25 protein-coding genes and 1 other annotated feature are annotated in these 22,349 nt (G+C 39.3%); of the genes, 20 read left to right on the forward strand and 5 right to left on the reverse strand.

The genetic code is table 11. The features are described 5' to 3' along the window. Window positions 1–170 precede the first annotated feature (170 nt). The 13 genes from RV13_RS06800 to sufB all read left to right on the forward strand — a co-directional run bounded on the left by RV13_RS06800 (window position 171) and on the right by sufB (window position 11,808). The gene (locus tag RV13_RS06800; RefSeq protein ID WP_028020362.1) at window positions 171–791 is read left to right on the forward strand and encodes a DUF1361 domain-containing protein; all 621 of its coding nucleotides are present in this window, start codon (window positions 171–173) and stop codon (window positions 789–791) included. Window positions 792–880: 89 nt separating this feature from the next. Then, entirely contained in the window at window positions 881–2,080 is a 1,200-nt protein-coding gene (locus tag RV13_RS06805; RefSeq protein ID WP_010745855.1) for an FtsW/RodA/SpoVE family cell cycle protein, read from the forward strand. Beyond that, the gene (locus tag RV13_RS06810) at window positions 2,073–2,426 is read left to right on the forward strand and encodes an arsenate reductase family protein (RefSeq protein WP_028020361.1); all 354 of its coding nucleotides are present in this window, start codon (window positions 2,073–2,075) and stop codon (window positions 2,424–2,426) included. The genes RV13_RS06805 and RV13_RS06810 overlap by 8 nt, the downstream gene beginning before the upstream one ends. Window positions 2,427–2,430: 4 nt before the next feature. Further along, complete coding sequence (locus RV13_RS06815) at window positions 2,431–2,763, forward strand: glycine cleavage system H family protein (protein WP_010745857.1); 333 nt, start codon at window positions 2,431–2,433, stop codon at window positions 2,761–2,763. A 62-nt stretch (window positions 2,764–2,825) separates the two neighbouring features. After that, window positions 2,826–3,077 (forward strand) — a binding site (T-box leader). Between the two features lie 159 nt (window positions 3,078–3,236). Continuing rightward, the gene (locus tag RV13_RS06820; RefSeq protein WP_028020360.1) at window positions 3,237–4,271 is read left to right on the forward strand and encodes a methionine ABC transporter ATP-binding protein; all 1,035 of its coding nucleotides are present in this window, start codon (window positions 3,237–3,239) and stop codon (window positions 4,269–4,271) included. Beyond that, a complete protein-coding gene (locus RV13_RS06825; protein ID WP_010745859.1) occupies window positions 4,264–4,950 on the forward strand; it encodes a methionine ABC transporter permease in 687 nt (228 codons plus the stop codon). Before RV13_RS06820 ends, RV13_RS06825 begins: the two co-directional genes overlap by 8 nt. 75 nt (window positions 4,951–5,025) lie before the next feature. Further along, complete coding sequence (locus RV13_RS06830) at window positions 5,026–5,868, forward strand: MetQ/NlpA family ABC transporter substrate-binding protein (RefSeq protein ID WP_010745860.1); 843 nt, start codon at window positions 5,026–5,028, stop codon at window positions 5,866–5,868. 157 nt (window positions 5,869–6,025) lie between these two features. After that, the gene (locus RV13_RS06835; RefSeq protein WP_028020359.1) at window positions 6,026–6,463 is read left to right on the forward strand and encodes a GFA family protein; all 438 of its coding nucleotides are present in this window, start codon (window positions 6,026–6,028) and stop codon (window positions 6,461–6,463) included. A gap of 124 nt (window positions 6,464–6,587) precedes the next feature. After that, window positions 6,588–7,358 carry a Fe-S cluster assembly ATPase SufC gene (sufC, locus tag RV13_RS06840; protein WP_010745866.1) on the forward strand — a complete coding sequence of 257 codons (771 nt, stop codon included), beginning with the start codon at window positions 6,588–6,590 and terminating at the stop codon, window positions 7,356–7,358. 13 nt (window positions 7,359–7,371) lie between these two features. Continuing rightward, entirely contained in the window at window positions 7,372–8,649 is a 1,278-nt protein-coding gene (sufD, locus tag RV13_RS06845; RefSeq protein WP_028020358.1) for a Fe-S cluster assembly protein SufD, read from the forward strand. Then, window positions 8,649–9,884 (forward strand): cysteine desulfurase, encoded by a 1,236-nt coding sequence (locus RV13_RS06850; protein WP_060789124.1) that lies wholly within the window; start codon window positions 8,649–8,651, stop codon window positions 9,882–9,884. Before sufD ends, RV13_RS06850 begins: the two co-directional genes overlap by 1 nt. Next, a complete protein-coding gene (gene sufU, locus RV13_RS06855) occupies window positions 9,871–10,344 on the forward strand; it encodes a Fe-S cluster assembly sulfur transfer protein SufU (protein WP_010745869.1) in 474 nt (157 codons plus the stop codon). Before RV13_RS06850 ends, sufU begins: the two co-directional genes overlap by 14 nt. Before the next feature lie 69 nt (window positions 10,345–10,413). Next, complete coding sequence (sufB, locus tag RV13_RS06860) at window positions 10,414–11,808, forward strand: Fe-S cluster assembly protein SufB (RefSeq protein ID WP_010745870.1); 1,395 nt, start codon at window positions 10,414–10,416, stop codon at window positions 11,806–11,808. Window positions 11,809–12,016: 208 nt separating this feature from the next. On the opposite strand, the gene RV13_RS06865 is transcribed toward sufB, so the two are convergent. After that, a complete protein-coding gene (locus tag RV13_RS06865; protein WP_028020354.1) occupies window positions 12,017–13,261 on the reverse strand; it encodes an HlyC/CorC family transporter in 1,245 nt (414 codons plus the stop codon). 442 nt (window positions 13,262–13,703) lie between these two features. Here RV13_RS06865 and RV13_RS06870 point away from each other — a divergent pair, with 442 nt between their 5' ends. The 7 genes from RV13_RS06870 (at window position 13,704) to RV13_RS06900 (ending at window position 19,733) form a co-directional block, all read left to right on the forward strand. Then, on the forward strand, window positions 13,704–14,453 hold the full coding sequence (locus tag RV13_RS06870; RefSeq protein WP_028020353.1) for an SDR family NAD(P)-dependent oxidoreductase: 750 nt from the start codon (window positions 13,704–13,706) through the stop codon (window positions 14,451–14,453). A gap of 125 nt (window positions 14,454–14,578) precedes the next feature. Beyond that, window positions 14,579–15,376: an SDR family NAD(P)-dependent oxidoreductase gene (locus RV13_RS06875; protein WP_028020352.1), complete on the forward strand. Its 798-nt coding sequence runs from the start codon at window positions 14,579–14,581 to the stop codon at window positions 15,374–15,376. Window positions 15,377–15,396: 20 nt separating this feature from the next. After that, the gene (locus RV13_RS06880) at window positions 15,397–16,548 is read left to right on the forward strand and encodes an oxidoreductase (protein WP_028020351.1); all 1,152 of its coding nucleotides are present in this window, start codon (window positions 15,397–15,399) and stop codon (window positions 16,546–16,548) included. Between the two features lie 304 nt (window positions 16,549–16,852). Further along, window positions 16,853–17,572, forward strand: coding sequence for a type 2 periplasmic-binding domain-containing protein (locus RV13_RS06885; RefSeq protein WP_028020350.1), 720 nt, complete (start codon window positions 16,853–16,855; stop codon window positions 17,570–17,572). Between the two features lie 157 nt (window positions 17,573–17,729). Then, window positions 17,730–18,179, forward strand: coding sequence for a LytTR family DNA-binding domain-containing protein (locus tag RV13_RS06890; RefSeq protein WP_028020349.1), 450 nt, complete (start codon window positions 17,730–17,732; stop codon window positions 18,177–18,179). Between the two features lie 14 nt (window positions 18,180–18,193). Then, window positions 18,194–18,571 (forward strand): DUF3021 domain-containing protein, encoded by a 378-nt coding sequence (locus tag RV13_RS06895; protein ID WP_028020348.1) that lies wholly within the window; start codon window positions 18,194–18,196, stop codon window positions 18,569–18,571. Window positions 18,572–19,124: 553 nt separating this feature from the next. After that, on the forward strand, window positions 19,125–19,733 hold the full coding sequence (locus tag RV13_RS06900; protein ID WP_028020347.1) for a DUF3267 domain-containing protein: 609 nt from the start codon (window positions 19,125–19,127) through the stop codon (window positions 19,731–19,733). Between the two features lie 32 nt (window positions 19,734–19,765). Here the strand turns inward: RV13_RS06900 and RV13_RS06905 are convergent, their stop codons facing one another. From RV13_RS06905 to RV13_RS06920, 4 genes are all read right to left on the reverse strand, one after another. Then, window positions 19,766–20,188 carry a GNAT family N-acetyltransferase gene (locus RV13_RS06905; protein WP_060789123.1) on the reverse strand — a complete coding sequence of 141 codons (423 nt, stop codon included), beginning with the start codon at window positions 20,186–20,188 and terminating at the stop codon, window positions 19,766–19,768. Window positions 20,189–20,370: 182 nt separating this feature from the next. Further along, on the reverse strand, window positions 20,371–21,150 hold the full coding sequence (locus RV13_RS06910; RefSeq protein ID WP_174520503.1) for a M23 family metallopeptidase: 780 nt from the start codon (window positions 21,148–21,150) through the stop codon (window positions 20,371–20,373). A gap of 17 nt (window positions 21,151–21,167) precedes the next feature. Next, window positions 21,168–21,785 (reverse strand): TetR/AcrR family transcriptional regulator, encoded by a 618-nt coding sequence (locus tag RV13_RS06915; protein ID WP_028020344.1) that lies wholly within the window; start codon window positions 21,783–21,785, stop codon window positions 21,168–21,170. Window positions 21,786–21,898: 113 nt separating this feature from the next. After that, window positions 21,899–22,321: a VOC family protein gene (locus RV13_RS06920; protein WP_028020343.1), complete on the reverse strand. Its 423-nt coding sequence runs from the start codon at window positions 22,319–22,321 to the stop codon at window positions 21,899–21,901. Window positions 22,322–22,349 lie beyond the last annotated feature (28 nt).

Below are 22,349 nucleotides of genomic sequence, written 5' to 3' on the forward strand. Positions count from 1 at the left end.
ACTTGAAGCGTTGTTGCCTGCAGCTGGCACTACTTCAAGTCGTCATGTCAAAGTTAACTCTTTGATAGTGGCGGCTTTTTATTATTACGGGAAAGAAATTCAAAAAGATTTCAAACTGTTTTTGTAAATTCTATGGTACCGTTAAAGTATAGAATTTTTTAAGGAGAAGTATGAAGAAAAATTATATGTTTCATTTAGCCGTGTGGGTCTATATTTTATTTATGCATTTTGGGCAACAAACCTTTTCATTTATGGGATTGAATGTTTTTTTAGCGTGGTTACCCATTCTTTTTGCGCAGCTGTTTATTCAGATAAAGGATTCTTGGCGATGGATTTTTGTCCCTCTGTGGCTTTTGTTTTTCCCAAACATTCCGTATTTAATGACAGATTTATTTCACTTGGCTGCTTTAAGGATTTATCAACCAGGCGGGCATTTTTTAATGGACTCTCAAGGATGGTGGTCGTATCTTTTATTAGCATTACCGATCGTCTTGATGGTTTTTATTGGCATGGCTCAGGTATTCAAATTATTTTCAACTATTCAACTCAGTAAAAAACAAAAAGTGAGTAGTGTAACTGTATTAGCGCTCCTTTCTAGTATCGCAATTTATATTGGCCGATTTGATCGGGTGCATTCCATCGAATTGGTGGCCCATCCTGTGACTGTTTTGAAATTATTAATAGGCAATTGGTCGGTCGAAAAAATTCAATTTGTCTTGATGTTCAGCATTTTACAGTTGGGAATATGGGGACTGATTTCTTATTTACAACAAGAGACGAAAGAAGAATAAAGATTTTGCAAAGTCAGCGATGCTTGCTTTTCTTTAGGCAAAGAAGCGTCTATAATAGAGCGAGTATACTGGTGGAAAAGAGATGAACGATGGATAGACTAAAAAAGAATAATGATGATAGCCGGATTGATTATGGCGTCATTTTACCCGTATTTTTATTATGTTTGATCGGGATGCTGTCACTATATGTAGCGTTGACTCATGATACTATCAGAGATCCAAATGTTTTTCGTGGGCTTGCGATGCAGGCGATTTGGTATGTAGTTGGAGCATTAGCCGTTGTAATTATCATTCATTTAGATGCAAAGCTCCTGTGGCGTCTGACGCCATTTTTATATGTTATTGGTTTGGCCGTTATGTTGGCATTGTTGAAATATTACGATCCTGCATTGGCTGCTTCAACAGGTTCAAAAAACTGGTTCAAGTTTGGTACATTTACATTCCAGCCATCGGAATTAATGAAAATCGCCTATATTTTAATGATGGCATTGATTATTACCAAACACAACGTAACGAATAAACTGCATTCGTTAAAGTCTGATGTCTTTTTAATTGGTAAGATGCTGCTAGTGACCCTCCCAGTGCTTGGGTTGATTTTGGCACAAAAGGATTTTGGAACGATGTTAGTTTTCTTAGCCATTTTTTCAGGAATGTTTCTGATGTCGGGAATATCTTGGTTGATTTTAGTTCCGGCGATTGTGTTAGCAGTAGTTGTAGGCGGGACCTTGATCTTTTTAGTAACGACGGATTCTGGACGAGAACTGCTTACTCATATTGGTTTTAAGAATTATCAATTTGCCCGAATTGACTCATGGCTAGAGCCTTTTCATGATCCTCAGGGGAAAAGCTATCAATTGGCTCGTTCATTGATGGCGATTGGTTCTGGCGGAATGTTCGGAACGGGCTATAATGTTAGTCATGTCTATGTGCCAGTACGTGAATCCGATATGATTTTCACTGTAATCGGAGAAAATTTTGGGTTTATTGGCGGGGCCTTTGTGATTTTGCTTTATTTTATTTTGATTTATCGAATGATTCGGTTATGCTTTGACATGAATAATGAATTTTATGCTTATATCGCTTCAGGAATTATCATGATGATGCTGTTTCATGTTTTTGAAAATATTGGGGCAAATATTGGATTGCTGCCATTAACAGGGATTCCACTACCATTTATCAGTCAAGGAGGATCATCGATCTTAGGAAATATGATCGGGATTGGCTTAATTTTATCGATGCGCTATCAAAGTGCGAATAAGAAACCTATTAGGAGGACACGCAGTGCTTAAATTTTATTGGTATCCTAAATGTTCAACCTGTCGTAAAGCAAAAGCTTGGCTGGATCAAGCGGGAATTGATTATGAAACGATTGATTTGGTTCAAGAGACACCTTCAGCTGATACTTTTGAAAAGTGGCTCACAGCTAGTGATCTGCCTGTAAGAAGATTTTTTAATACAAGCGGCATGAAATATCGTGAGCTTGGATTGAAGGATAAGATGGCTGAATTATCCGTTAAAGAAGCTAGTGATTTATTGGCAAGCGATGGGATGCTGGTGAAGCGCCCGTTGTTAATCAAAGATGATCAATTTTTATTAAATGGTTTTAAAGAAACAACTTACGAAGGAGCGTTTTAAATAAATGAGTTACTTGAAAAAAAATGAAGGTCTATGGATCTTGCACAATGATAAAGATTTTTGTATGGGATTAACAGCAGAGATGGCAGAAACGCTTGGCGAGGTGACGTTCATTTCTTTACCAAAAATTGGTCAAACGGTTAAGGCTGGAGAACCTTTATTAGAGATTGAAGCTGAAAAAGCTGTTCAAGAATTCAAAAGTCCATTAACAGGTGTCGTTTCCTCAGTTAGTGAAAAAGTTTTGGCTGATCCGGCCGCGCTGAATGTAAAAGAAGAATTAGATGCCTGGATCTTGTCATTACGTGAAGTTGATGTCGACGAGTTTGAAAACTTATAAAGAAATTTTCATTTGATGTTTGACAGGATAAAATCTCCTTGATATAATCCTTTCATACACATGAGAAAGCGATGAAAAGAAAAGTACATCTGATTAAAGTACAAAGAGAGCTCCAGTATGCTGAAAAGGAGTTACGGAAATGAGATGGAAAATGGTCTTTGAGCAGGATGGACGAAGCAGGTGCCAAGTCTATCACGGGAGTGCCCGTTACAGCACCTCAGTATACGTGGAAAACAAGTACTGGCAGAGGTTGTGATCGTAAGGTCAGAACGAATTTTAGGTGGTAACACGGAAGTCAAACTTTCGTCCTAAGTGTACATTCGTACATTTTTTAGGGCGGAAGTTTTTTTGTGGTTTTAGAAGAAATGAATTTCGTGAGTTCCGAGCCAGCTGTGGCCGGACTGATCCTATCTAGGGTATCTGTGATGAATAGTTATCCGCAAGTTGGATATGTGAAAGGGAGTAAGAGAAACATGGCATTGATTGAGTTAAATCAAGTAGGGAAAAGTTTTACCGGCAAAACGGGACCAATCCACGCAGTCAATAGAATCAATTTAGCGATCGAAGAAAAGGATGTTTACGGCATCGTAGGTTATTCGGGTGCTGGAAAGAGCACACTGGTTCGATTGCTGAATGGATTAGAGACACCAACAGCTGGACAAGTTCTAGTAAATGGTGAAGACGTGGCTACATTGCAGGGACCTGCTTTAAGAACATTTCGGAAAAAAGTTGGAATGATTTTCCAGCATTTCAATCTATTATGGTCACGAACGGTCATCGAAAATATTCAATTACCATTAGAGTTGGCAGGTGTAGTCAAAGATCAACGAAAGAAGAAAGCAGAAGAATTATTGAGTCTTGTGGGGCTTGATGGAAGAGGGGACGCTTACCCTTCTCAATTATCAGGTGGACAAAAACAAAGAGTCGGTATCGCACGAGCCTTAGCCAATGATCCAGACATCTTGCTTTGTGATGAGGCGACAAGTGCACTAGACCCCCAGACAACGGAAGAAGTTTTAGAGCTATTAGCAAATATCAATAAACAGCTTGGATTGACAATTGTGTTGATCACACATGAGATGAATGTGATTCGTAAAATCTGTAACAAGGTCGCTGTGATGGAATTAGGAAAAATCGTAGAGGAAGGCTCTGTTCGAGAAGTTTTCCGCCATCCACAACAGGAAGTGACCAAGATTTTCGTTCAACAGGATCTTGAGCCAAAAGCAGACCCATCTGAGTTATTGAAAGAATTTATTAAAGAAAATCCAAAAGGCACGTTAGCGACTTTGCACTTCTTAGAAGACAATGCCAATGAACCGGTCGTTTCTCAGGCGATACGCAAGTTTCCAATTAGTATTAGTATCGTCTATGGAAATATCGAACGTGTAACTGGAAATTCTTTTGGCACACTGACGGTTCAATTTACAGGAGACACCGATAAAATCGAAGAAGCCATCAACTTTATTGAGACTCAACAAGTTGGAGTGGAGGTGCTGCATCGTGGATAAGAGCTTTTCAGAAACGTATCTAAATTTTCAACAGGTGTCTTGGGATACCTTAAAAGAAGCGATCAATGATACATTGTTTATGACCATTGTTTCCATGCTGATTGTTTTTGTTCTAGGATTGCTGTTAGGTTTACTGCTATATTCATTAGGAAGAAAGCATTCAGCAGCCCGCAGTATCTTGTATGGATTGGTATCTATTCTTAGCAACATTTTCCGATCCACGCCATTTATGATCCTAATGGTGTTGATCATTCCGTTTACTAAAGCTTTGGTAGGAACAATGTTAGGAGCCAAAGCCGCGATTCCAGCCTTGGTTTTATCAGCAGCACCATTTTATGCGCGATTAGTCGAAATTGCTTTTCGTGAAGTGGATTCAGGAGTTTTAGAAGCGGCGGATGCTATGGGAGCAAGCTATTTTCAAACTATTTACAAGGTGTTAATTCCGGAAAGCTTGCCCGCATTGATTTCAGGACTAACAGTCACATCGGTATCCATGATTGGATTTACCGCAATGGCTGGGGCGATAGGAGCAGGCGGACTTGGAGCACTAGCTTGGCAGGAAGGGTATCAACGGGGAAATTACACGGTTACTTTAGTAGCGACGGTGATTATCCTCATTATCGTATTCATTGTTCAAGGGATTGGCGATTTCTTGACAAAACGAACAGATAAACGGTAACAATTAAAACAAGAGAAACAAAAATTTATCTCTTTGAAAATATAAACTGATTAAAACTATTAGGGGGAACGAACAATGAAAAAGAAAATTTTAGGTTTTGCGGCAGTAGCTTTATTAACGGTAGGATTAGCAGCTTGTGGAAATGGAGATTCAGGTTCATCAGACAGCAGCAGTAAAGAAAAAAGTGATACATTAGTTGTAGGAGCTTCTCCAACACCTCACGCTGAAATTTTAGAACATGTAAAACCGTTACTTGAAAAAGAAGGCGTGAATTTAGAAATTAAAAAATTCGATGATTATGTATTACCAAATAAGGCATTAGCCGATAAGGATATCGATGCCAATTATTTCCAACACAAGCCTTTCTTTGAGAAAGCCGTAAAAGAAAATGACTACAAATTCACCGATGCCGGTGCGATCCATATCGAACCAATGGGCTTATATTCTAAGAAGATCAAAGATATCAAGGACTTAAAAGATGGTGCGACGATAATTACATCGAGTTCTGAATCTGATTGGGGTCGTATTATCACCATTTTACAAGATGCTGGACTAGTTAAAGTAAAAGATGGAGTAGATTTAGAAACAGCCACGTTTGATGACATCGCTGAAAATCCTAAGAAATTGAAATTTGACCACTCGATTGATCCTGCTTTGCTAGCAACAACCTACAGCAATGACGAAGGTGATTTAGTAGCAATCAATGCCAACTTTGCTTATGGTGCAGGGTTGAACCCAGTAAAAGATGCTGTGTTGCTTGAAAAAGACACATCACCATATGCAAATATTCTTGCTGTTCGTACGGAAGATAAAGACGATGCTCGCGTCAAGAAATTAGTCAAAGTCTTACACGAAAAAGATGTACAAGACTGGATCTTAGAAAAATGGGATGGCTCTGTAAAACCGGTAAATGAATAAGTGATAATTTAGCGTTAGAAGAGGACTTTCTTCTAACGCTTTTTTTGTATGATAAGAATTTAAAGTTAGAATCATTTTTCCTTTATAAAAAGTTTTTTATTAAGATGCTACCTGATACACTTAACATATGAATCTAAATAGGAAAGGAATAACTGTAATGAAAGTAAAAGGAAGTTGTCTATGTGGTGCGGTAAAAATTAATATTTCTGATGTAGCAGAAGAAATCACCATCTGTCATTGTCACATGTGTCAAAAGTTTTTTGGCGGGCCATTTATGTCATTGGCAGGGGTAACGCCGAAGGATTTTACTTTTACCGGAAAGGAGCAGCTGCATCGTTTTCAATCATCGGAATGGGCAGTACGAGGTTCCTGTAAAAAGTGCGGCAGCAGTTTGTTCTACTATAGCCTAGCGGATGATAAGTATTATTTCCCAGCGGGTCTGTTTGATGAAGTCGATCAGGCCAAGCTAATGGAGGAAATCTTTTATGATCAAAAACCTGCTTTCTTCCATTATAAAGAACCGACTGAAAAATTAACGGAGGCTGCGTTTTTGGAAAAGCTTTTCCAAGAGCCAGAGGAACATCTTTTAGGGTGAACAAATTTATAATTATTCTAAATAAAAGGCTCTTTTTTAAAAGAAAATTGGTGAATCAGTTTGTATTCCATTCTCATTTAGTCTAAAATATGTGAGAACGAGAAAAAATTTTGGAGGTACATTCATGTCAGTTTTAGAAATCAAAGACTTACACGTTGCCATTGAAGATAAAGAGATTTTAAAAGGTGTAAACCTTGTGATGAAAACGGGAGAAATCCACGCCATCATGGGACCAAACGGTACAGGTAAATCTACCTTATCAGCGGCAATCATGGGGAACCCAAACTACGAAGTTACAAAAGGGGAAATCCTTTTCGACGGAAAAAATATTTTAGATTTAGAGGTAGATGAGCGCGCACGCTTAGGGCTATTTTTAGCGATGCAATACCCAAGTGAGATTCCAGGAATTAGTAATGCAGAGTTCATGCGGGCAGCAATGAACGCTCGTCGTGAAGAAGACGACAAAATCTCTGTTATGCAATTCTTGAAAAAATTAGATAAAAAAATGGAACTATTGAACATGCCAGAAGAAATGGCTGAACGCTATTTGAACGAAGGCTTCTCTGGTGGGGAAAAGAAACGGAACGAAATTTTACAGTTATTAATGATCGAACCAACGTTTGCAATCTTAGATGAAATCGATTCTGGTCTAGATATTGACGCCTTGAAAGTCGTAGCTAAAGGAATTAACGAAATGCGCGGCGAAGAATTCGGTGCGTTGATCATTACCCATTATCAACGTCTATTGAACTACATCGTACCTGATGTGGTGCATATTATGATGGATGGACGAGTAGTCTTGACTGGCGATGCAGAATTAGCGAAACGTTTAGAAGCTGAAGGCTATGCAGGGATTTCTGCTGAATTAGGTATCGATTACAAAGAAGAAGTTTAGGAGGGCAAGATAGATGAAAAAATGGACAGAATATCTTGAGGCCGTTAAAACTTTTTCAGCCGAATGGGGCGAACCTCAATGGATGACTGACTTGCGTGTCAATGCGTTGAATAAAATCGATGAACTGCCTTTGCCTGTGATTGAAAAAGTGAAATTTGCTCGTTGGAACCTTTACAATGTAAAACCAGAACACCAAGAAGCAGTGGGGACGATTCCTAGCTTTGATCAAATGAAAGACAATCCAATGATCGTACAAGCTGGTGAAACGACTGTTTTCGAACAAATTTCACCAAAGCTTGCCGAGCAAGGAGTAATCTTCACTGATCTACTGACAGCGATGCAAGAGCATCCTGATTTAGTCAAAGAATACTACATGCAAAAGGCTGTACCAGTTGAAGAAAATTCATTGACGGCACTGCATGCAGCTTTTATGAATAATGGAATTTTCTTATATGTACCGAAAAATGTTGTGATCGAAGAGCCAATCGAAAGTCTTTTCTTGCACAATGGGGATGACGATGCGCATTTCTTCAAGCATGTCTTGATTGTGGCGGAAGACAACAGTGAGTTTTCATATTTGGAGCGCTTTGAATCACAAGGAGAAGCAGCGAAGAAGCTGTCTGGAAATGTCGTAGTCGAAGTAATCACGAAACCCGGCGCACGTGTGAAATTCTCAGCGGTAGATTCCTTAGGCACCAATATTGCTACTTATATGAATCGTCGTGGCTACTTGATGCGTGATTCGATGATTGATTGGGCAATTGGGATCATGAATGATGGCAATGTGATCGCAGACTTTGACTCTGATTTAGTCGGCGAAGGCTCTCATTCAGAAGTCAAGATTGTAGCTATCAGTGACGGTAAGCAAATTCAAGGAATTGATACTCGAGTGACAAACAAAGCGCCTCATACGATTGGACACATTTTGCAGCATGGAGTTATTTTAGAGAAATCGACCTTGACCTTCAATGGAATCGGGCATATCTTAAAAGGAGCAAAGGGTGCCGATGCACAACAAGAAAGTCGCGTATTGATGCTGTCAGAGAAATCTCGCGGAGATGCCAATCCAATTCTTTTGATTGATGAAAATGAAGTAACTGCTGGGCACGCGGCCAGTGTTGGACGAGTAGACCCTGACGAGTTGTTTTATCTAATGAGTCGCGGATTAGAAAAAGCGGCAGCAGAACGCTTAGTCATTCGCGGATTTTTAGGACCTGTTATTACTGCTATTCCAGTGAAAGCCACCCAAGAGCAATTGATCGCAACGATCGAAGGGAAGTTGAGTAAATAATGAGGGATTTTTCTACGATTAGAAAAGATTTTCCGATTCTTTTACAAGAAGTAAATGATGAACCACTTGTTTATTTAGATAATGCAGCAACCACACAAAAGCCGACGCAAGTCTTAGATGTACTGCGTCATTACTACGAACATGATAATGCCAATGTACATCGCGGGGTCCATACTTTAGCCGAACGGGCGACGGAAGATTATGAGAATAGTCGAGAAAAAGTTCGGGCATTTATCAACGCTAAAGAAACAGCTGAGGTGTTGTTTACTCGAGGTACGACCACCGGATTAAATTGGTTAGCACGAAGTTATGGGGATGCCTTCATTAAGGAAGGTGACGAGATCGTTATTTCTTACATGGAGCATCATTCCAATATTATTCCGTGGCAACAGTTAGCGGCACGGAAGGGGGCTACATTACGCTACCTACCACTGACTGACGAAGGTTTCATTGATATGACTGCCGCAAAAGAAATGATTAATGAAAAAACAGCGATCGTTTCCTTAGCCTATGTCTCCAACGTATTAGGGGTCATCAATCCAATCAAAGAATTGGCAGAGATGGCTCATGGGAACGGGGCTGTGATGATCGTAGATGGTGCCCAAGCAGCACCGCATATGACAGTTGATGTACAAGCGTTGGATGCAGACTTTTTCGCCTTTAGCGGGCATAAAATGTGCGGGCCGACTGGAATCGGTGTATTATATGGCAAACGTCAATTGTTAGAACAAATGGAGCCAGTCGAATTCGGCGGTGAAATGATAGATTTTGTCAATCTTTACGATAGTTCTTGGAAAGAGCTGCCATGGAAATTTGAAGCTGGTACTCCGAACATTGCTGGAGCAATCGCTCTAGGCGGAGCAATCGATTACTTGAATGAGATTGGTATGGAGAATATTCATCGTTATGAGCAAGAACTGGTTGCCTACGTTTTACCTAAATTACAAGCGATCGGCGGTATCGCTATTTACGGACCGCAAGATCCTGAACATCATACTGGTGTGGTTGCTTTTAATTTGGATGGCATCCATCCTCATGATGTGGCGACTGCTCTAGATATGGAAGGTGTCGCTGTACGTGCAGGACACCATTGTGCACAACCGTTAATGAACTATTTAAATCTGCCAGCGACGGCACGGGCTAGCTTCTATTTTTATAATACGAAAGAAGATGCGGACCGTTTGATCGAAGCAATCAAGGCGACGAAGGAGTTTTTCAAAGATGGCGCTATCTAAATTAGACAATTTATACCGGCAAGTAATCTTGGACCATTCCTCTCATCCACACCATCGCGGGAAGCTAAGTGATTCTACGCAAACAATCGAGATGAACAATCCGACTTGCGGCGATGTGATCGAACTTGAATTGATCGTCAAAGACGACGTCATTACAGACATTGCCTTTTCTGGGAGCGGCTGCTCAATTTCCACTGCAAGTGCATCCATGATGACAGATGCGGTGATTGGCAAGCCCGTTTCAGAAGCCGAACATCTAGCAGTGATTTTTGCTCAAATGGTTCAAGGAAATGAGATTCCTGAAAAAGATGAAGAAGCCTTAGGAGATGCAGCGATGCTTAGTGGTGTTGCAAAATTCCCGGCTCGAATCAAATGCTCAACCTTGGCTTGGAAGGCACTAGGTAAAGCTTTGACTAGCGAACAAGGAAAAGCTCGCGAAGGGCAATTTCATAAAGAATAAATGAGTGAACGACTAATCTTTTTTTAGTCAGAAAATGAATACATTAAAACGAATAAGGAGCGGGAATACATGAGTGTACCTGAAATGCAAGAGGAATATCAATTTGGCTTCCACGATGATATTGAACCAGTCTTTACGACGGGTGAAGGTCTGTCAGAAGAAGTCATTCGCGAAATCTCCCGCGCAAAAGGAGAACCAGAATGGATGTTGGATTTCCGTTTGAAATCCTTAGAAACATTCAGGAAATTAGATATGCCCAATTACGGACCTGATTTGTCCGAATTGGATTACGATAAAATTAATTACTTCATTCGTTCAAGCGATAAGCCAGCTCGTGATTGGGATGATGTGCCAGAAGAAATCAAGACGACCTTTGAACGTCTTGGGATTCCAGAAGCAGAACGTGCATACTTAGCTGGTGCTTCTGCCCAATACGAATCAGAAGTGGTATATCACAATATGAAAGACGAGTTCACCAAATTAGGGATCGTCTTTACAGATACCGATTCAGCCTTGAAGGAGTATCCTGAATTGTTCAAGGAATACTTCGGCACATTAGTACCACCATCAGACAATAAATTGGCTGCGTTAAACTCAGCTGCTTGGTCTGGCGGAACTTTTATCTACGTGCCAAAAGGTGTGAAAACCGATATTCCGATCCAGTCGTACTTCCGTATCAACTCGGCAAATACCGGACAATTCGAACGTACACTGATCATCGTCGACGAAGGTGCCAGCATCAACTATGTCGAAGGTTGTACGGCTCCAACGTATTCTTCTGACAGCTTGCATGCGGCAGTCGTAGAAGTTTTCGTAAAAAAAGACGGCTACTGCCGTTATACGACGATCCAAAACTGGTCAAACAATGTATATAGTTTGGAAACCAAACGTGGACAAGCTCAAGAAAATGCGACAATGGAATGGGTCGACGGCAACTTAGGCTCAAAAGTAACCATGAAATACCCAAGTGTTTACATGGAAGGTAAAGGCGCCAGAGGTACAATGCTATCAATCGCTGTAGCCGGAAAAAACATTGTGTTAGATAACGGTGCCCGGATGATCCATAATGCACCAAATACATCCAGCTCGATTGTTTCAAAATCCATCGCCAAAGACGGCGGCGCAGTAGATTACCGCGGAACTGTCCGCTTCGGTCGAAACAGTGCTGGCTCATTCAGCCACATCGAGTGCGATACGATTATCATGGATGATCAATCAAGTTCGGATACGATTCCGTATAATGAGATCCTGAATGGAAATGTATCTTTAGAACACGAAGCGAAGGTTTCAAAAATCTCCGAAGAACAATTGTACTATCTAATGAGTCGCGGTATCTCTGAACAAGAAGCGACTGAGATGATCGTAATGGGATTCGTTGAACCATTCACCAAAGAATTACCAATGGAATACGCTGTGGAACTTAACCGTCTGATTCAGTATGAGATGGAAGGGTCTGTGGGGTAATACTTGTTTATATGCTAGAAACCTTGATGTATGGGTTTCTAGTTTTTTAATAGAAAATTTTGCTTGAGACAAAATATGAAAAGATTTGGACACAGAAAATAGGTCTCGTCACCTTATTTCGTGACGAGACTTATTCAATGTATGAGTCAAAACTAAACGATCTGTTTTTGTTTTATCGACCTTGTATATAATAATTCGGATGGTCTATTTATTCACCCTCAACAACCGGCTCAACCACAACTTCTTCAATCCGCCGATTCCTCATCTTCGAAATAGTCATCTTCAAACCATCTAACTGAATCGTTTCACCTTGTATGGGGATTCGTTCGATTGAAGATAAAATATAGCCTGCGACCGTTGCAGAATTTGTGGTATTAGAAATATTGAAAAGCTCCTCTAAGCAATCGAAGTCTGAACGACCATTTACTAAGAAGCTGCCATCTGCTAGTTTGTAATAATCCAGTTCTTTACTATCATATTCATCCCAGATTTCTCCGACCAATTCTTCAATAATATCTTCTAGCGTAACGAGGCCCGCAGTTCCACCGTATTCATCAATAATGATAGCGATATGAATTTGATCCGCCTGAAATTTCTTCATCAGCTCTGAAATTTTCATGCTTTTTGGCACAAAGCTGATAGGTTTGACAATTTCTTCTAATTTTTTTTCGCCTTTTCGTACATGGTAATAAAAATCCTTTTGATTTATTACACCCTTCACATCATCGATACTATCTTGACAATAGGGGAGGCGGGATAAACCGGAAGATTCAAAAATTTCTGCTATTTCTTCTGTACTTTTTTTACTGTTAATGGAAATGATATCTGTGCGGGGCACAAAAATTTTTTGTACTTCTAAATCATTAAATGCTACCACACTCTTAATCAGAAGTTCATCATCCTCATCAATCGATCCCTCTTGTGCTGCTTCCTCCACAAGGATCAACAATTCATCTTCGGTAATGGAAGGAGTTGCTTCTTTGTTTGGTAATAGTTTCATTAATCCAACTTTTAGGACAGAAAAAAAGAGTGTCAGCGGATAAAAAATGGTCACCAAAATTTTTAGTGGTCGAGCAACTGAAAGTGCGAAAGTCTCAGGGGATTCTTTTGCCAATGTTTTAGGAAATATCTCACCAAAGGTTAAAACTAGAATCGTCATTACAACCGTCGATAGCGTTACGCCGACGTTACCAAAATAGCGGACAAATAGAACAGTTGCAATAGAAGAACTTGCGATATTTACGATATTGTTTCCGATAAGAATTGCTGACAAAAGACGATCGAAATTATGAAACAAGTCCAAAACAGTCCTTGCCTTATTATTTCCTTCCTCTGCCAATTTAGTGATTCGAATGCGATTCAATGAAGAATAGGCCGTTTCACTTGAAGAAAAAAACGCTGACAAAGCTAATAATATACCCAGTACTACAATCATTATGCTCAAGTTATCCAAAAAGTTTCCTCCTTATAGTTCTCCCTAATGCAAAAAAGCACCCTGTTTGCAGACAGCGCACTTTGGGATTACTAGTATCAATCACTAGTTCCTCTTTTTTAATACACAACGAGTCCTCGTCATCCAAAGTATCATTCTCCTATCTTCACTAAAAACTCTTTAATTAACCGTATCGTAGTCCAAATTGAATGTCAAGACACGATTTTTTCACAAGTTAACAAGTTTAAGAGACTTGCTAAAAATCATATTTTCTCATGAATCCGTTTTCTAACTGTCTCGAATAATGATATCATTGTATTAGTGTAGTATTCCTCTTTTTTTATTCGATTCACCAAGACAACCTGCCCGCAACTTAAATCCATAAAGAATCTCTCAATTGAACAAATTCAACTGTCCTATTTTCATTTGAAGTCTTTTTGCTTTGGAAAAGGGAGGTAGAACGATGTTCCAAGATTACAAAGTTGTGATTACTGGTGCGACTTCTGGTATCGGTCTGGCTACGGCTCGACTGTTTATCAGGGAGGGTGCGACAGTGATTGGGATCGGACGGAATTTTAGCAAAACGAAGGAGTTAGGCGATCAGTTTATTCCTTATACCTGTGATGTACGAAACGCTGATGAAATCGTAAAGACGTGCAAATTTATCAAAGACACTTTTGACAATGAGTTGGATATATTTGTGAACAATGCAGGTTTTGGTGAAAATACAACGATTCGCGATGTCACAGTCGATCAATTTGATCGTTGCTTCAGTCTTTTGTTACGGGCACCTATGTTGTTTGCCAAAGAATTGTATCCTCTTTTGTTAAATGCTCCGAAAAACAACGCAAGTATCATCAACACTGCTTCTGCAGCCAGTCGAACTGTCAGCTCTGAAAATCCTCTATATAATTTAGCGAAAAACGCCGTGGTGCTGTATACCAAACAGCAAGCCCAGGGCTTTATTGGCGTGCGTTGCAATAGTGTGTCGCCGGGTTTTATTCAGACACCGATATTTCAGCGTGAGGGTGTCAACATGGAAGAAAATGCTGTGTTAGCGATGTACGATCAGATGGCGAAGGTTACTTGTGGACGAACAGGAAAACCAGAAGAAGTAGCGGATCTGATTGCGTTTCTAGCCTCAACGGATGCACAGTACATCAATGGTGCCGATGTGTTAATTGACGGCGGCTTGATGACAGTCAGTAATTAAGCCAGTTCCACTTTACGCAGTTTGCTTCAAAGATAAATGTTTAGTGGAATGGTATGCGTGACGAAAATAAAACTCATTTTTGAAAAAAATGAATTCCTTAAAATGAGGTAGAAGGAGGATTCAACATGTTAAATGATTATATTGTAATGATTACTGGCGCGACTTCTGGCATCGGTTTGGCGACAACGAAGGAGTTTCTGGATCAGGGAGCAAAGGTGATTGGGATTGGACGGAATTTTAGTCGGACGAAGGAGTTAGGCGAGAATTTTTTGCCATTTAAATGTGATGTAACGGATGAGGAGCAGATCAAAGCGGCTGTGGCTTTTGCGAAGGAAAAATTTGGTAAACTGGACAGTTTGATTTGTAATGCGGGTTCGGCGATCGTAGGTACGGTTGAAGAGGTGGATTCGGGAGAATTTGAACGAGCATTTCAGCTGTATGTCTTGCATGCGGCAATGTTTACTAAGTATTGTGTACCGCTTTTGCGCAAGTCAGATAATCCGAGTATTACCCATACTGCTTCGGTAGCGTCTTTCATGATTGGGGATTCGGTTCCTTATAATGTCTTGAAGGCAGCATTACTGAATTATACGCGACAAAGTGCAGCAGCACTATTAAACAATAATCCAGCGGATATGTTTGGACGACCAAAAGCAGTGACAGAAATTGACGAGGGTGACAATACTTTTATTCGGGTAAATGCGGTTTGTCCGGGATTGATTCGCACAAATTTGATGCCAGATCAAGCGTGGGAGATGTTGGGCACGGAAGCTGCTTTGAAGGCAATCCCTAGTCGTCGAATCGGAGAAGACTGGGAACCAGCAAAATTATTTGCCTTTCTAGCTTCACAAAAAGCCAGCTTTATCACTGGTGCGACTATCACGATCGACGGCGGCTGGTATACAACGCATGCACGAGTTTAGATTATGAAGGAGGACTTGAAATGAAGGAAAAATATGCACCACTATTTGAACCAATCGATTTGAAACACGGTGGACGTTTGGCAAATCGTTTTGCGATGTGTCCGATGGTAGTTTTTGCGGCGGATCCAGCAACAGGCAGACCAACCGTGGAAGATATTAAGTACTTTGAACGGCGCAGTAAATTTGCAGATTTGCTTTTGACTGGAGCGATCACAGTTCAAGAAAATATCCAAGGACATCCGAAACAATTGGCACTTTACAATGATAAAGCAATCGAAGCTTACAGTAAACTAGCTGCGGCAATGAAGAGCAATGGCAGTAAAGCCATCGGTCAGATTCAGCACCCAGGACGTGAAGGTGCTTATGGTTGTTACGTGACTGGTAAAGCTTATGCACCAAGTGCGATTGAATTTCCTTTCTTGCAATACAAGGTAACCGAATTGACGGAAGACGAGGTTTGGCAAGTAGTAAAAGATTTTGGTCTGGCCGCACAGCGTTTATTGAAAGCGGGCTTTGACGGGGTGGAGATCCATGGGGCAAATCATTATTTGATCCAGCAGTTTTTCTCTAGCTATTCGAATCAGCGAGAGGATTATTGGGGTGGGACCTTCGAGAAGCGCATGAATTTCGCCATTGAAGTAACGAAGGAAGTATTAAAAGTCGCTCGGGCGGAAAATCCAAATGCGATTGTTGGATATCGCGTCTCTCCTGAAGAGATTCATGGTGAAATGGTTGGCTACGATTTAGATGATTCGTTGAAGCTAATAGATAAGTTATTAGAGCAAGACATCGATTTCCTTGATCTTTCTTCCGCTGCAGGGGGGAATTTTGGCAAAGATGCCTATAAAGCGATGCCGCAAAAAGGTGACTATACAGAACCAGTCAGTTTGGTAATTAAGAATTTTGTCGCGAGTAGAGTCCCCGTAGTTATCTCAGGGACGATTCGTTCCGCTGATGAAGCATTAGATGCTCTGAATTATGGAGATATTGCTTCAATGGGGGTGGCTGCACTGTCTGATCCAGATTTCAAAGAAAAAATTCTAGCAGAAAAAGAAGACACCATTCATATGAACGTCAAAGGTCATACGGAGGATCTTGAACTGCCATCTGGTCTAATCGAAGTCTATACAGCAGGAATTGGGCTTCCTCAAGTTGAAGGTTTAGTTGAATAAGACGGAGTGCTCGAAACGTTTTGCTGGAACGTTTCGAGTTTTTACTAAATGAACTTTTTTAGTCAAAGTGTTTGAAGGGGTTTAATAAATATTTGAAAAATGCTATAATAAGGCACGCTTACAAACACATAAATAGTATTTTTTATTACCAAATAGTTATTTATAGGGTGTTTGATTTAGAAAATAGTATTTTATCGTGTTTAAAATGTTTAATAAGTGAAATAAGGAGGCGAGAGGACTTATTTTTCTAAATTTGACTAAAAAAATATAAGGAGAAGCATTCAACTTGAATGCATGGTGAAAAATGATTTCAGAAAAGCAAAAATTAGTGATTGTTTCTTTGGTAGTTTTATTGGTGGGCGAAGTAATCGCGTTGACGAGTATAGGCTTTATCTATTTCAACAAAGAGCTATTCAGCGAAAACATCGACATCATTAAGACATTTGTTAATGCGTCAACAGCTTTCTTTGGCTGCTTCTTTTCATTTTTAGCAGCATTATTGATGTTCCAATTTTTGAAATATCGCGAAAAGCAGAAGGAAGTTGCTAAAACGACACGGCTGTTTACGAAATTGAGAAAAGAGTACGAAAATAATTACACTGTTTTAGTGGAGTTGGGTGGCGAAATAGCGAACGGTTCAACAGAACTAGCGAAGCTATTGAGAGAAAACAAAAAAGTACGAGATTTATTTGTTTTAGCAGTGTATCGTTTAGATTTTTTGATGTACAACACGTATTATCATGATACTGATTGGCAGCTTATTAGTGAAGCGGATCATTCAGTGGAAAGCTACTTAGAGTTGTTTGAGCAAAGCCATCAAATCGAATATCTTTGCCAAGCAATTGTAGAGAATAAGGTCAACACTGAAGAAAGCTTGAAGCAGCTATTACTGTTAATCACAGAAAAAATTTCAGCGCTGCAGGAACATCAGCTGGTACTTGATTTAAGGGAAGAACAAACAGAGACAGAAAGCCAGTTTGATTACGCAACTGATCCAGCGGGTGTAGAGATGGTTCAGGAATAAGGAATAACCAGAAACCTTTTTAGGTCTCTGGTTTTTTTGTTCTCATAGTAATAAAACGAGCTGGTACCGGATAGGACGCCTATTACACCGGAAAGGAAAAAAGTCTATTTTCTAGAAAGCAAATGACTTACTATAGAGATACAGACGGGGGTGGCACATGTTTAAAGGGTTGAAGATTCATATGGAGATTGGGAAGAACTGGGTAGAGCCGGAAGTCCGAATCCGTGCAGACGAGGAAGAGATAGGGGCTCAAATTGCAGAGCGATTAAAGGATTATCAAGAAAACCAATTAGTGGTCAAAATGAAAGAGGGGTTTGTCCTGCTAAACAAATCAGAAATTATTTATTTAGAAGTCTTCAATAAGGTGATGACTTTGTATACAGCAGACGAAAACTATTCCTATCGTAAATCACTGGCAGCGCTAAAAGAAGAGCTTCCAAAAGAGCAATTTTTACAGGTTTCTAAATCTGCAATAGTGAATACGAAAGAAATCAAAAAACTAGAGGTTGCTTTTTCAGGCAGCTTATATGCCTATTTGAAAAATGGGCAGAGAATCACTGTTTCCAGACGTTTTGTTGATCAGTTGAAAAAACATTTAAGTATTTAATGGAGGAGCTAAAAATGAAAAAAACAATAAAGCTATTAATACAATCAATCGGAATTGGCAGTACCCTTTGTATGCTCTTTGCCTATATTTTTGCTGATAGCGAAGTAAGAAAAATTGTCGCAAGCTTTGTTTTGCTTTCTGTTGTAATTGGCCTGTTAAGCATGATATATAATGTGAAAAAACTACCGATTTTAGCACAAACCTTGATTCATATGGGTGGAAGTTTTCTCGCCTTCATTGTTGCAGCTGGAGTAAATCAATGGTTTCCTTTTAAATGGCAGGTCATTTTATCAGCATCGACGTCCTTCTTCTTTATCTTTTTTGCAATTTGGATTTTTTATTATTTGAAATACAAACGAGAAATTGAGAAAATTAATCAGAAGCTACGATAAAAACAAGCATTTTTAGAAGTCATCGGTTCTTTCGGTGGCTTCTTTTGACTAATCCCAATAATTTGTTAAACTATCAAAAAAACGAAAACGTGAAACAGTACACAAATAGGTATAATATAATTGAGGGGAGAATGGTTTTTATATAGAGTTGTAGACAGCCGTTCAATTTCTTTTGTTGTCATCTAACCTTTCGACCTAACCTTACTAGTTTTTGAGAAGAATGTCAGCAGGAATTCAAGGGAAAATAAGAATATGATAAAGTTGTGGCTTCCTCTCTTCATGTACACAATCTTTGTTCACGAATGCCATTTTCTAGGAAGGTAGATTTTCTGTTTGAAAGAGCACATCAGAAAAAAATTGGATATAAAAGCAGCTAAATTCTTGAAAGAAAGAGTTTTTAGCTGTTTTTTATTCACCTAAAAACTCATTGATGAAGAATTTCTTATGAATTTAGATTTTGACGTAGCAGAGTCCTGCCTATATCATGATGGAAAGGGTAAGTTAAAAAATTAAAGGGTAGATCTATGTGGAACATGGGGATGGGGGAATAGTTATGGAGACAAGGAAAAGGCGGAAAAAGGATAAGAAATATGAACGATTTGATGCGATCTGTCAGGAGATGCAAGAAAAAAACTATCATAAAAAAGACAAAACATTCTCAGCAAAGGAAGCTGGCACGCAAGGTCTGTTGTTACCTGTACCATTTATCATCGTGGTTGTTGTGGGATTCTTTTGGCGCTGGGGGGCGGAGGCCACACCACTTTGGGAAATCAATTTTCTTAGATTTCTTTTTTCATTCATCTTATCCATTTTCATTCATGAGCTGATTCATGGCTTGGCTTGGGCACACTATGCGAAGAATAAAATGGAAAGTATCACCTTTGGATTCAATCTTAAAGAGTTCATGCCGTATTGTCACTGCAAAGAAGCTTTAGAAGTAAAAGCGTATAAAATTGGTGTATTGGCACCAGTTATTATATTAGGCGGGGGCAGTTTTCTTCTCTCACTAATATTTCCGAATACCGAACTAATTTTACTTTCCGCTTTCAATATTTTCATGGCAGCAGGAGATTTACTGATTTTTTGGGGTGCACGTTCGGTTCAAGAGGGGCTGATTGTCGATCATCCAGAATTACCAGGATTTGTGGTATTTACAAAATAAAAAGGATTCCTGAAAAAGGAGTCCTTTATTTTTTATCTTTTCAAATACATTCCTAGACTTTCTGGTGCTGTTTCAACGAAACCAAACTGCTTATAAAGGTTATCAGCAGGACGATCGGCAATCAGATTCACATAAGCCTGAGGATCAATTTCACTTTCAATATAAGTCATTAGGAGTTGCATGATTGTCTTTGCTAATCCTTTTCCCTGTTCAGTAGGAAGAACAGCGATATCAACGATTTGATAAGCTGTACCGCCATCGCCGATCAGCCGCCCCATTCCAGCTAGCTTTTGGTCCTTATTTCGTCGAATAATGACAGAGTAGATGCTATTACTCAACCCTGTTTTACTGGCTTCTTTTCCTCGAGCTGATAGCCCGCAAATTTTGCGTAAAGCAAGATACTCTTCTACTTCAGGAATATCGATTCTAATACTATAGTTCTCCGATTTTTCCATTCCGTTCCTCCTAACCTTACGAATATAGAGTTATTTTACGCTATTTTTCAAAGGAAAGAAAAAATAAAACACGCAAATCGTTGGAAGTTCTTTTTTTTTCGGCTTTTTCAATAGTAATCCAATTGTACTCGTATAATAGACTGCATTAAATAAATAGTTCTGCTTTAAAGTTGCTTTCTGAGTTAGTCTAAGAAGCGAATTCGTTCGCCTACAGCGGGAATTTCATTAGTAACAGGTATCCATGATTGACCATCATATTTTTCATACGCTTTAAATACGAAGGGAAGCCCCTTTGCTAATTCGATCGTAGATGAGTCCATCAGTTGAAAATGTAGATGAGGCTCAGTAGAATTACCAGAGTGACCAACATTACCGAGATAAGCGTTCTGTTGAATGAATTCGCCTTCTGTGACGGCAATTGATTCCTTTTGCAAATGGCAAAAGGCTGCATAAATCCCCTCAGATTGTTTGATGATGACATAATTACCAGCGATTGCTTCAAAACCATCTCGTTCTGGGTTAAAAAAGAGGGAGTGGCGAATCGCTGTGGTTTGATCGTGAATCCAGGAGGCCATTTCGCCATCGAGCGTATTATCTTTTACACTAATTACTTCTCCGTCAAATGGGGCAAACACCGATTGACCAAAACAATAATAGTTATCTAAAGGAATGCCTTTGAAAATATAATCAGCTGCTCCACCTGTATGAGAGGCACCTTTCCGATCTTTTTGAATGAAATCAAAAGCGTAACGCAGTCCAAAATGATTGGTTCCATGACTTGGGACACGATCAGCCGGGCTTGTTTCTGTGAACCATTCGCCACGTAAAGGAAAAGCAATGGAAATTTTTGATTGTGTCATTGTAAATCCCTCTTTCTGCTGGGAGAAATTCTTTGTTGCTTGAGTAAAGCCGACAATTGATAAAAATAGGAAGCTGCCAATTAAATATAGTTTTCTTCTCATCGAGCACCTCTCAATTTTTATTGATAGAAAATCCTGCTGAGATTTTCAAGATATTGTAACAATTTGTCGGTGATTTCCTGATAATCAATAGCTTCATACTTCACATTTTTCAATTCAGCTAAAACTTCAGTCGTAAACCCGATATTTCCCCAATAAATCAATTGTTTGTATTGATCAACTGTGAGCTCAGATCGAAATTTTGATTCATCAATTTGCTCAAATAAAGGATTTTTACAATGGAAACAATCCTGTTTGGAACGATCAGTTAGTTTGGCGTTGATTGTTTCTGATTTTGACTCGAATGTTTTATTAGAAAAATCAATAATCCATGGATTTTTTTTCATTAGTTCAATCTGTAGGACATAAGACTGACGTAACCGTTTAAAAAGATCTTTTTCTTGAAAATCCATTTGTTTTAAGTAGTCTTCATCAATTGTTTTTTGACAATAATCTACAAGCAGCCAAAACAGATCCTCTTTACTTTTTACATAATGAAACATCAATGGTTTAGATAGTCCAGCCGCTTTGGCAATTCGATTAGTAGAGGCTTCATCATAGCCTCTCAGAGAAAATTCTTTTAACGCCGCATTTATAATTCTTTGAATCTTTGGGTCGTTGGTATTAAAATCGGTCATAAATTCTACTCCTTTACCTAATAGATCAACATCATTCTATCATCCATTACCTAATAGGTCAATTTGGTGCAAAAAAAGAAAGCCCATTATACTATCTATGGACTTTCTTACAATCAAACAGTTTTCATCGCAGAGACAATCCAGGTAACCCCATATTTGTCTTGGACACAGCCACTGATGCTGCGATCATCTGGTGGAGGATTTTCAACAATTTCTGCTATGATAGTTCCTTTACTTGATAACTCTGAAAAAACTTTTCTGGCAAAAGCTTCTTCAGGTAGATGTGCCTGAATTGAAATGTTGCCATTTTTTTCAATGGGCTCTAGATAATCGCCACCAGTAAGCCCATTAAAATCTGTAATGGTTAGTCTGGCATGCATTACTTTACCGTTCAGCTTATCAGTTGAGAAAATGTCTGAATTAGGAGAGCTATCGCTGTATCTGGATAAGTGTTGAACTTTTCCGTTGAAAACTTGCGCATACCATAAAAAAGCTTCTTCACAATTGCCATTAAAATGGATATAGGGCGTAAACATAGGATCGACCACCTTTTCTTGTTGATTT

It is taken from the genome of Enterococcus raffinosus (genome assembly GCF_001886185.1).
GTDB classification, from domain to species: Bacteria; Bacillota; Bacilli; order Lactobacillales; family Enterococcaceae; genus Enterococcus_A; species Enterococcus_A raffinosus.

Coding starts and splice junctions, on each gene's coding strand:
- RV13_RS06800 (WP_028020362.1), top strand. CDS start 171: ATGAAGAAAAATTATATGTTTCATTTAGCCGTGTGGGTCTATATTTTA.
- RV13_RS06805 (WP_010745855.1), top strand. CDS start 881: ATGGATAGACTAAAAAAGAATAATGATGATAGCCGGATTGATTATGGC.
- RV13_RS06815 (WP_010745857.1), top strand. CDS start 2,431: ATGAGTTACTTGAAAAAAAATGAAGGTCTATGGATCTTGCACAATGAT.
- RV13_RS06820 (WP_028020360.1), top strand. CDS start 3,237: ATGGCATTGATTGAGTTAAATCAAGTAGGGAAAAGTTTTACCGGCAAA.
- RV13_RS06830 (WP_010745860.1), top strand. CDS start 5,026: ATGAAAAAGAAAATTTTAGGTTTTGCGGCAGTAGCTTTATTAACGGTA.
- RV13_RS06835 (WP_028020359.1), top strand. CDS start 6,026: ATGAAAGTAAAAGGAAGTTGTCTATGTGGTGCGGTAAAAATTAATATT.
- sufC (WP_010745866.1), top strand. CDS start 6,588: ATGTCAGTTTTAGAAATCAAAGACTTACACGTTGCCATTGAAGATAAA.
- sufD (WP_028020358.1), top strand. CDS start 7,372: ATGAAAAAATGGACAGAATATCTTGAGGCCGTTAAAACTTTTTCAGCC.
- RV13_RS06850 (WP_060789124.1), top strand. CDS start 8,649: ATGAGGGATTTTTCTACGATTAGAAAAGATTTTCCGATTCTTTTACAA.
- sufU (WP_010745869.1), top strand. CDS start 9,871: ATGGCGCTATCTAAATTAGACAATTTATACCGGCAAGTAATCTTGGAC.
- sufB (WP_010745870.1), top strand. CDS start 10,414: ATGAGTGTACCTGAAATGCAAGAGGAATATCAATTTGGCTTCCACGAT.
- RV13_RS06870 (WP_028020353.1), top strand. CDS start 13,704: ATGTTCCAAGATTACAAAGTTGTGATTACTGGTGCGACTTCTGGTATC.
- RV13_RS06875 (WP_028020352.1), top strand. CDS start 14,579: ATGTTAAATGATTATATTGTAATGATTACTGGCGCGACTTCTGGCATC.
- RV13_RS06880 (WP_028020351.1), top strand. CDS start 15,397: ATGAAGGAAAAATATGCACCACTATTTGAACCAATCGATTTGAAACAC.
- RV13_RS06885 (WP_028020350.1), top strand. CDS start 16,853: ATGATTTCAGAAAAGCAAAAATTAGTGATTGTTTCTTTGGTAGTTTTA.
- RV13_RS06890 (WP_028020349.1), top strand. CDS start 17,730: ATGTTTAAAGGGTTGAAGATTCATATGGAGATTGGGAAGAACTGGGTA.
- RV13_RS06895 (WP_028020348.1), top strand. CDS start 18,194: ATGAAAAAAACAATAAAGCTATTAATACAATCAATCGGAATTGGCAGT.
- RV13_RS06900 (WP_028020347.1), top strand. CDS start 19,125: ATGGAGACAAGGAAAAGGCGGAAAAAGGATAAGAAATATGAACGATTT.
- RV13_RS06905 (WP_060789123.1), bottom strand. CDS start 20,188: ATGGAAAAATCGGAGAACTATAGTATTAGAATCGATATTCCTGAAGTA.
- RV13_RS06910 (WP_174520503.1), bottom strand. CDS start 21,150: ATGAGAAGAAAACTATATTTAATTGGCAGCTTCCTATTTTTATCAATT.
- RV13_RS06915 (WP_028020344.1), bottom strand. CDS start 21,785: ATGACCGATTTTAATACCAACGACCCAAAGATTCAAAGAATTATAAAT.
- RV13_RS06920 (WP_028020343.1), bottom strand. CDS start 22,321: ATGTTTACGCCCTATATCCATTTTAATGGCAATTGTGAAGAAGCTTTT.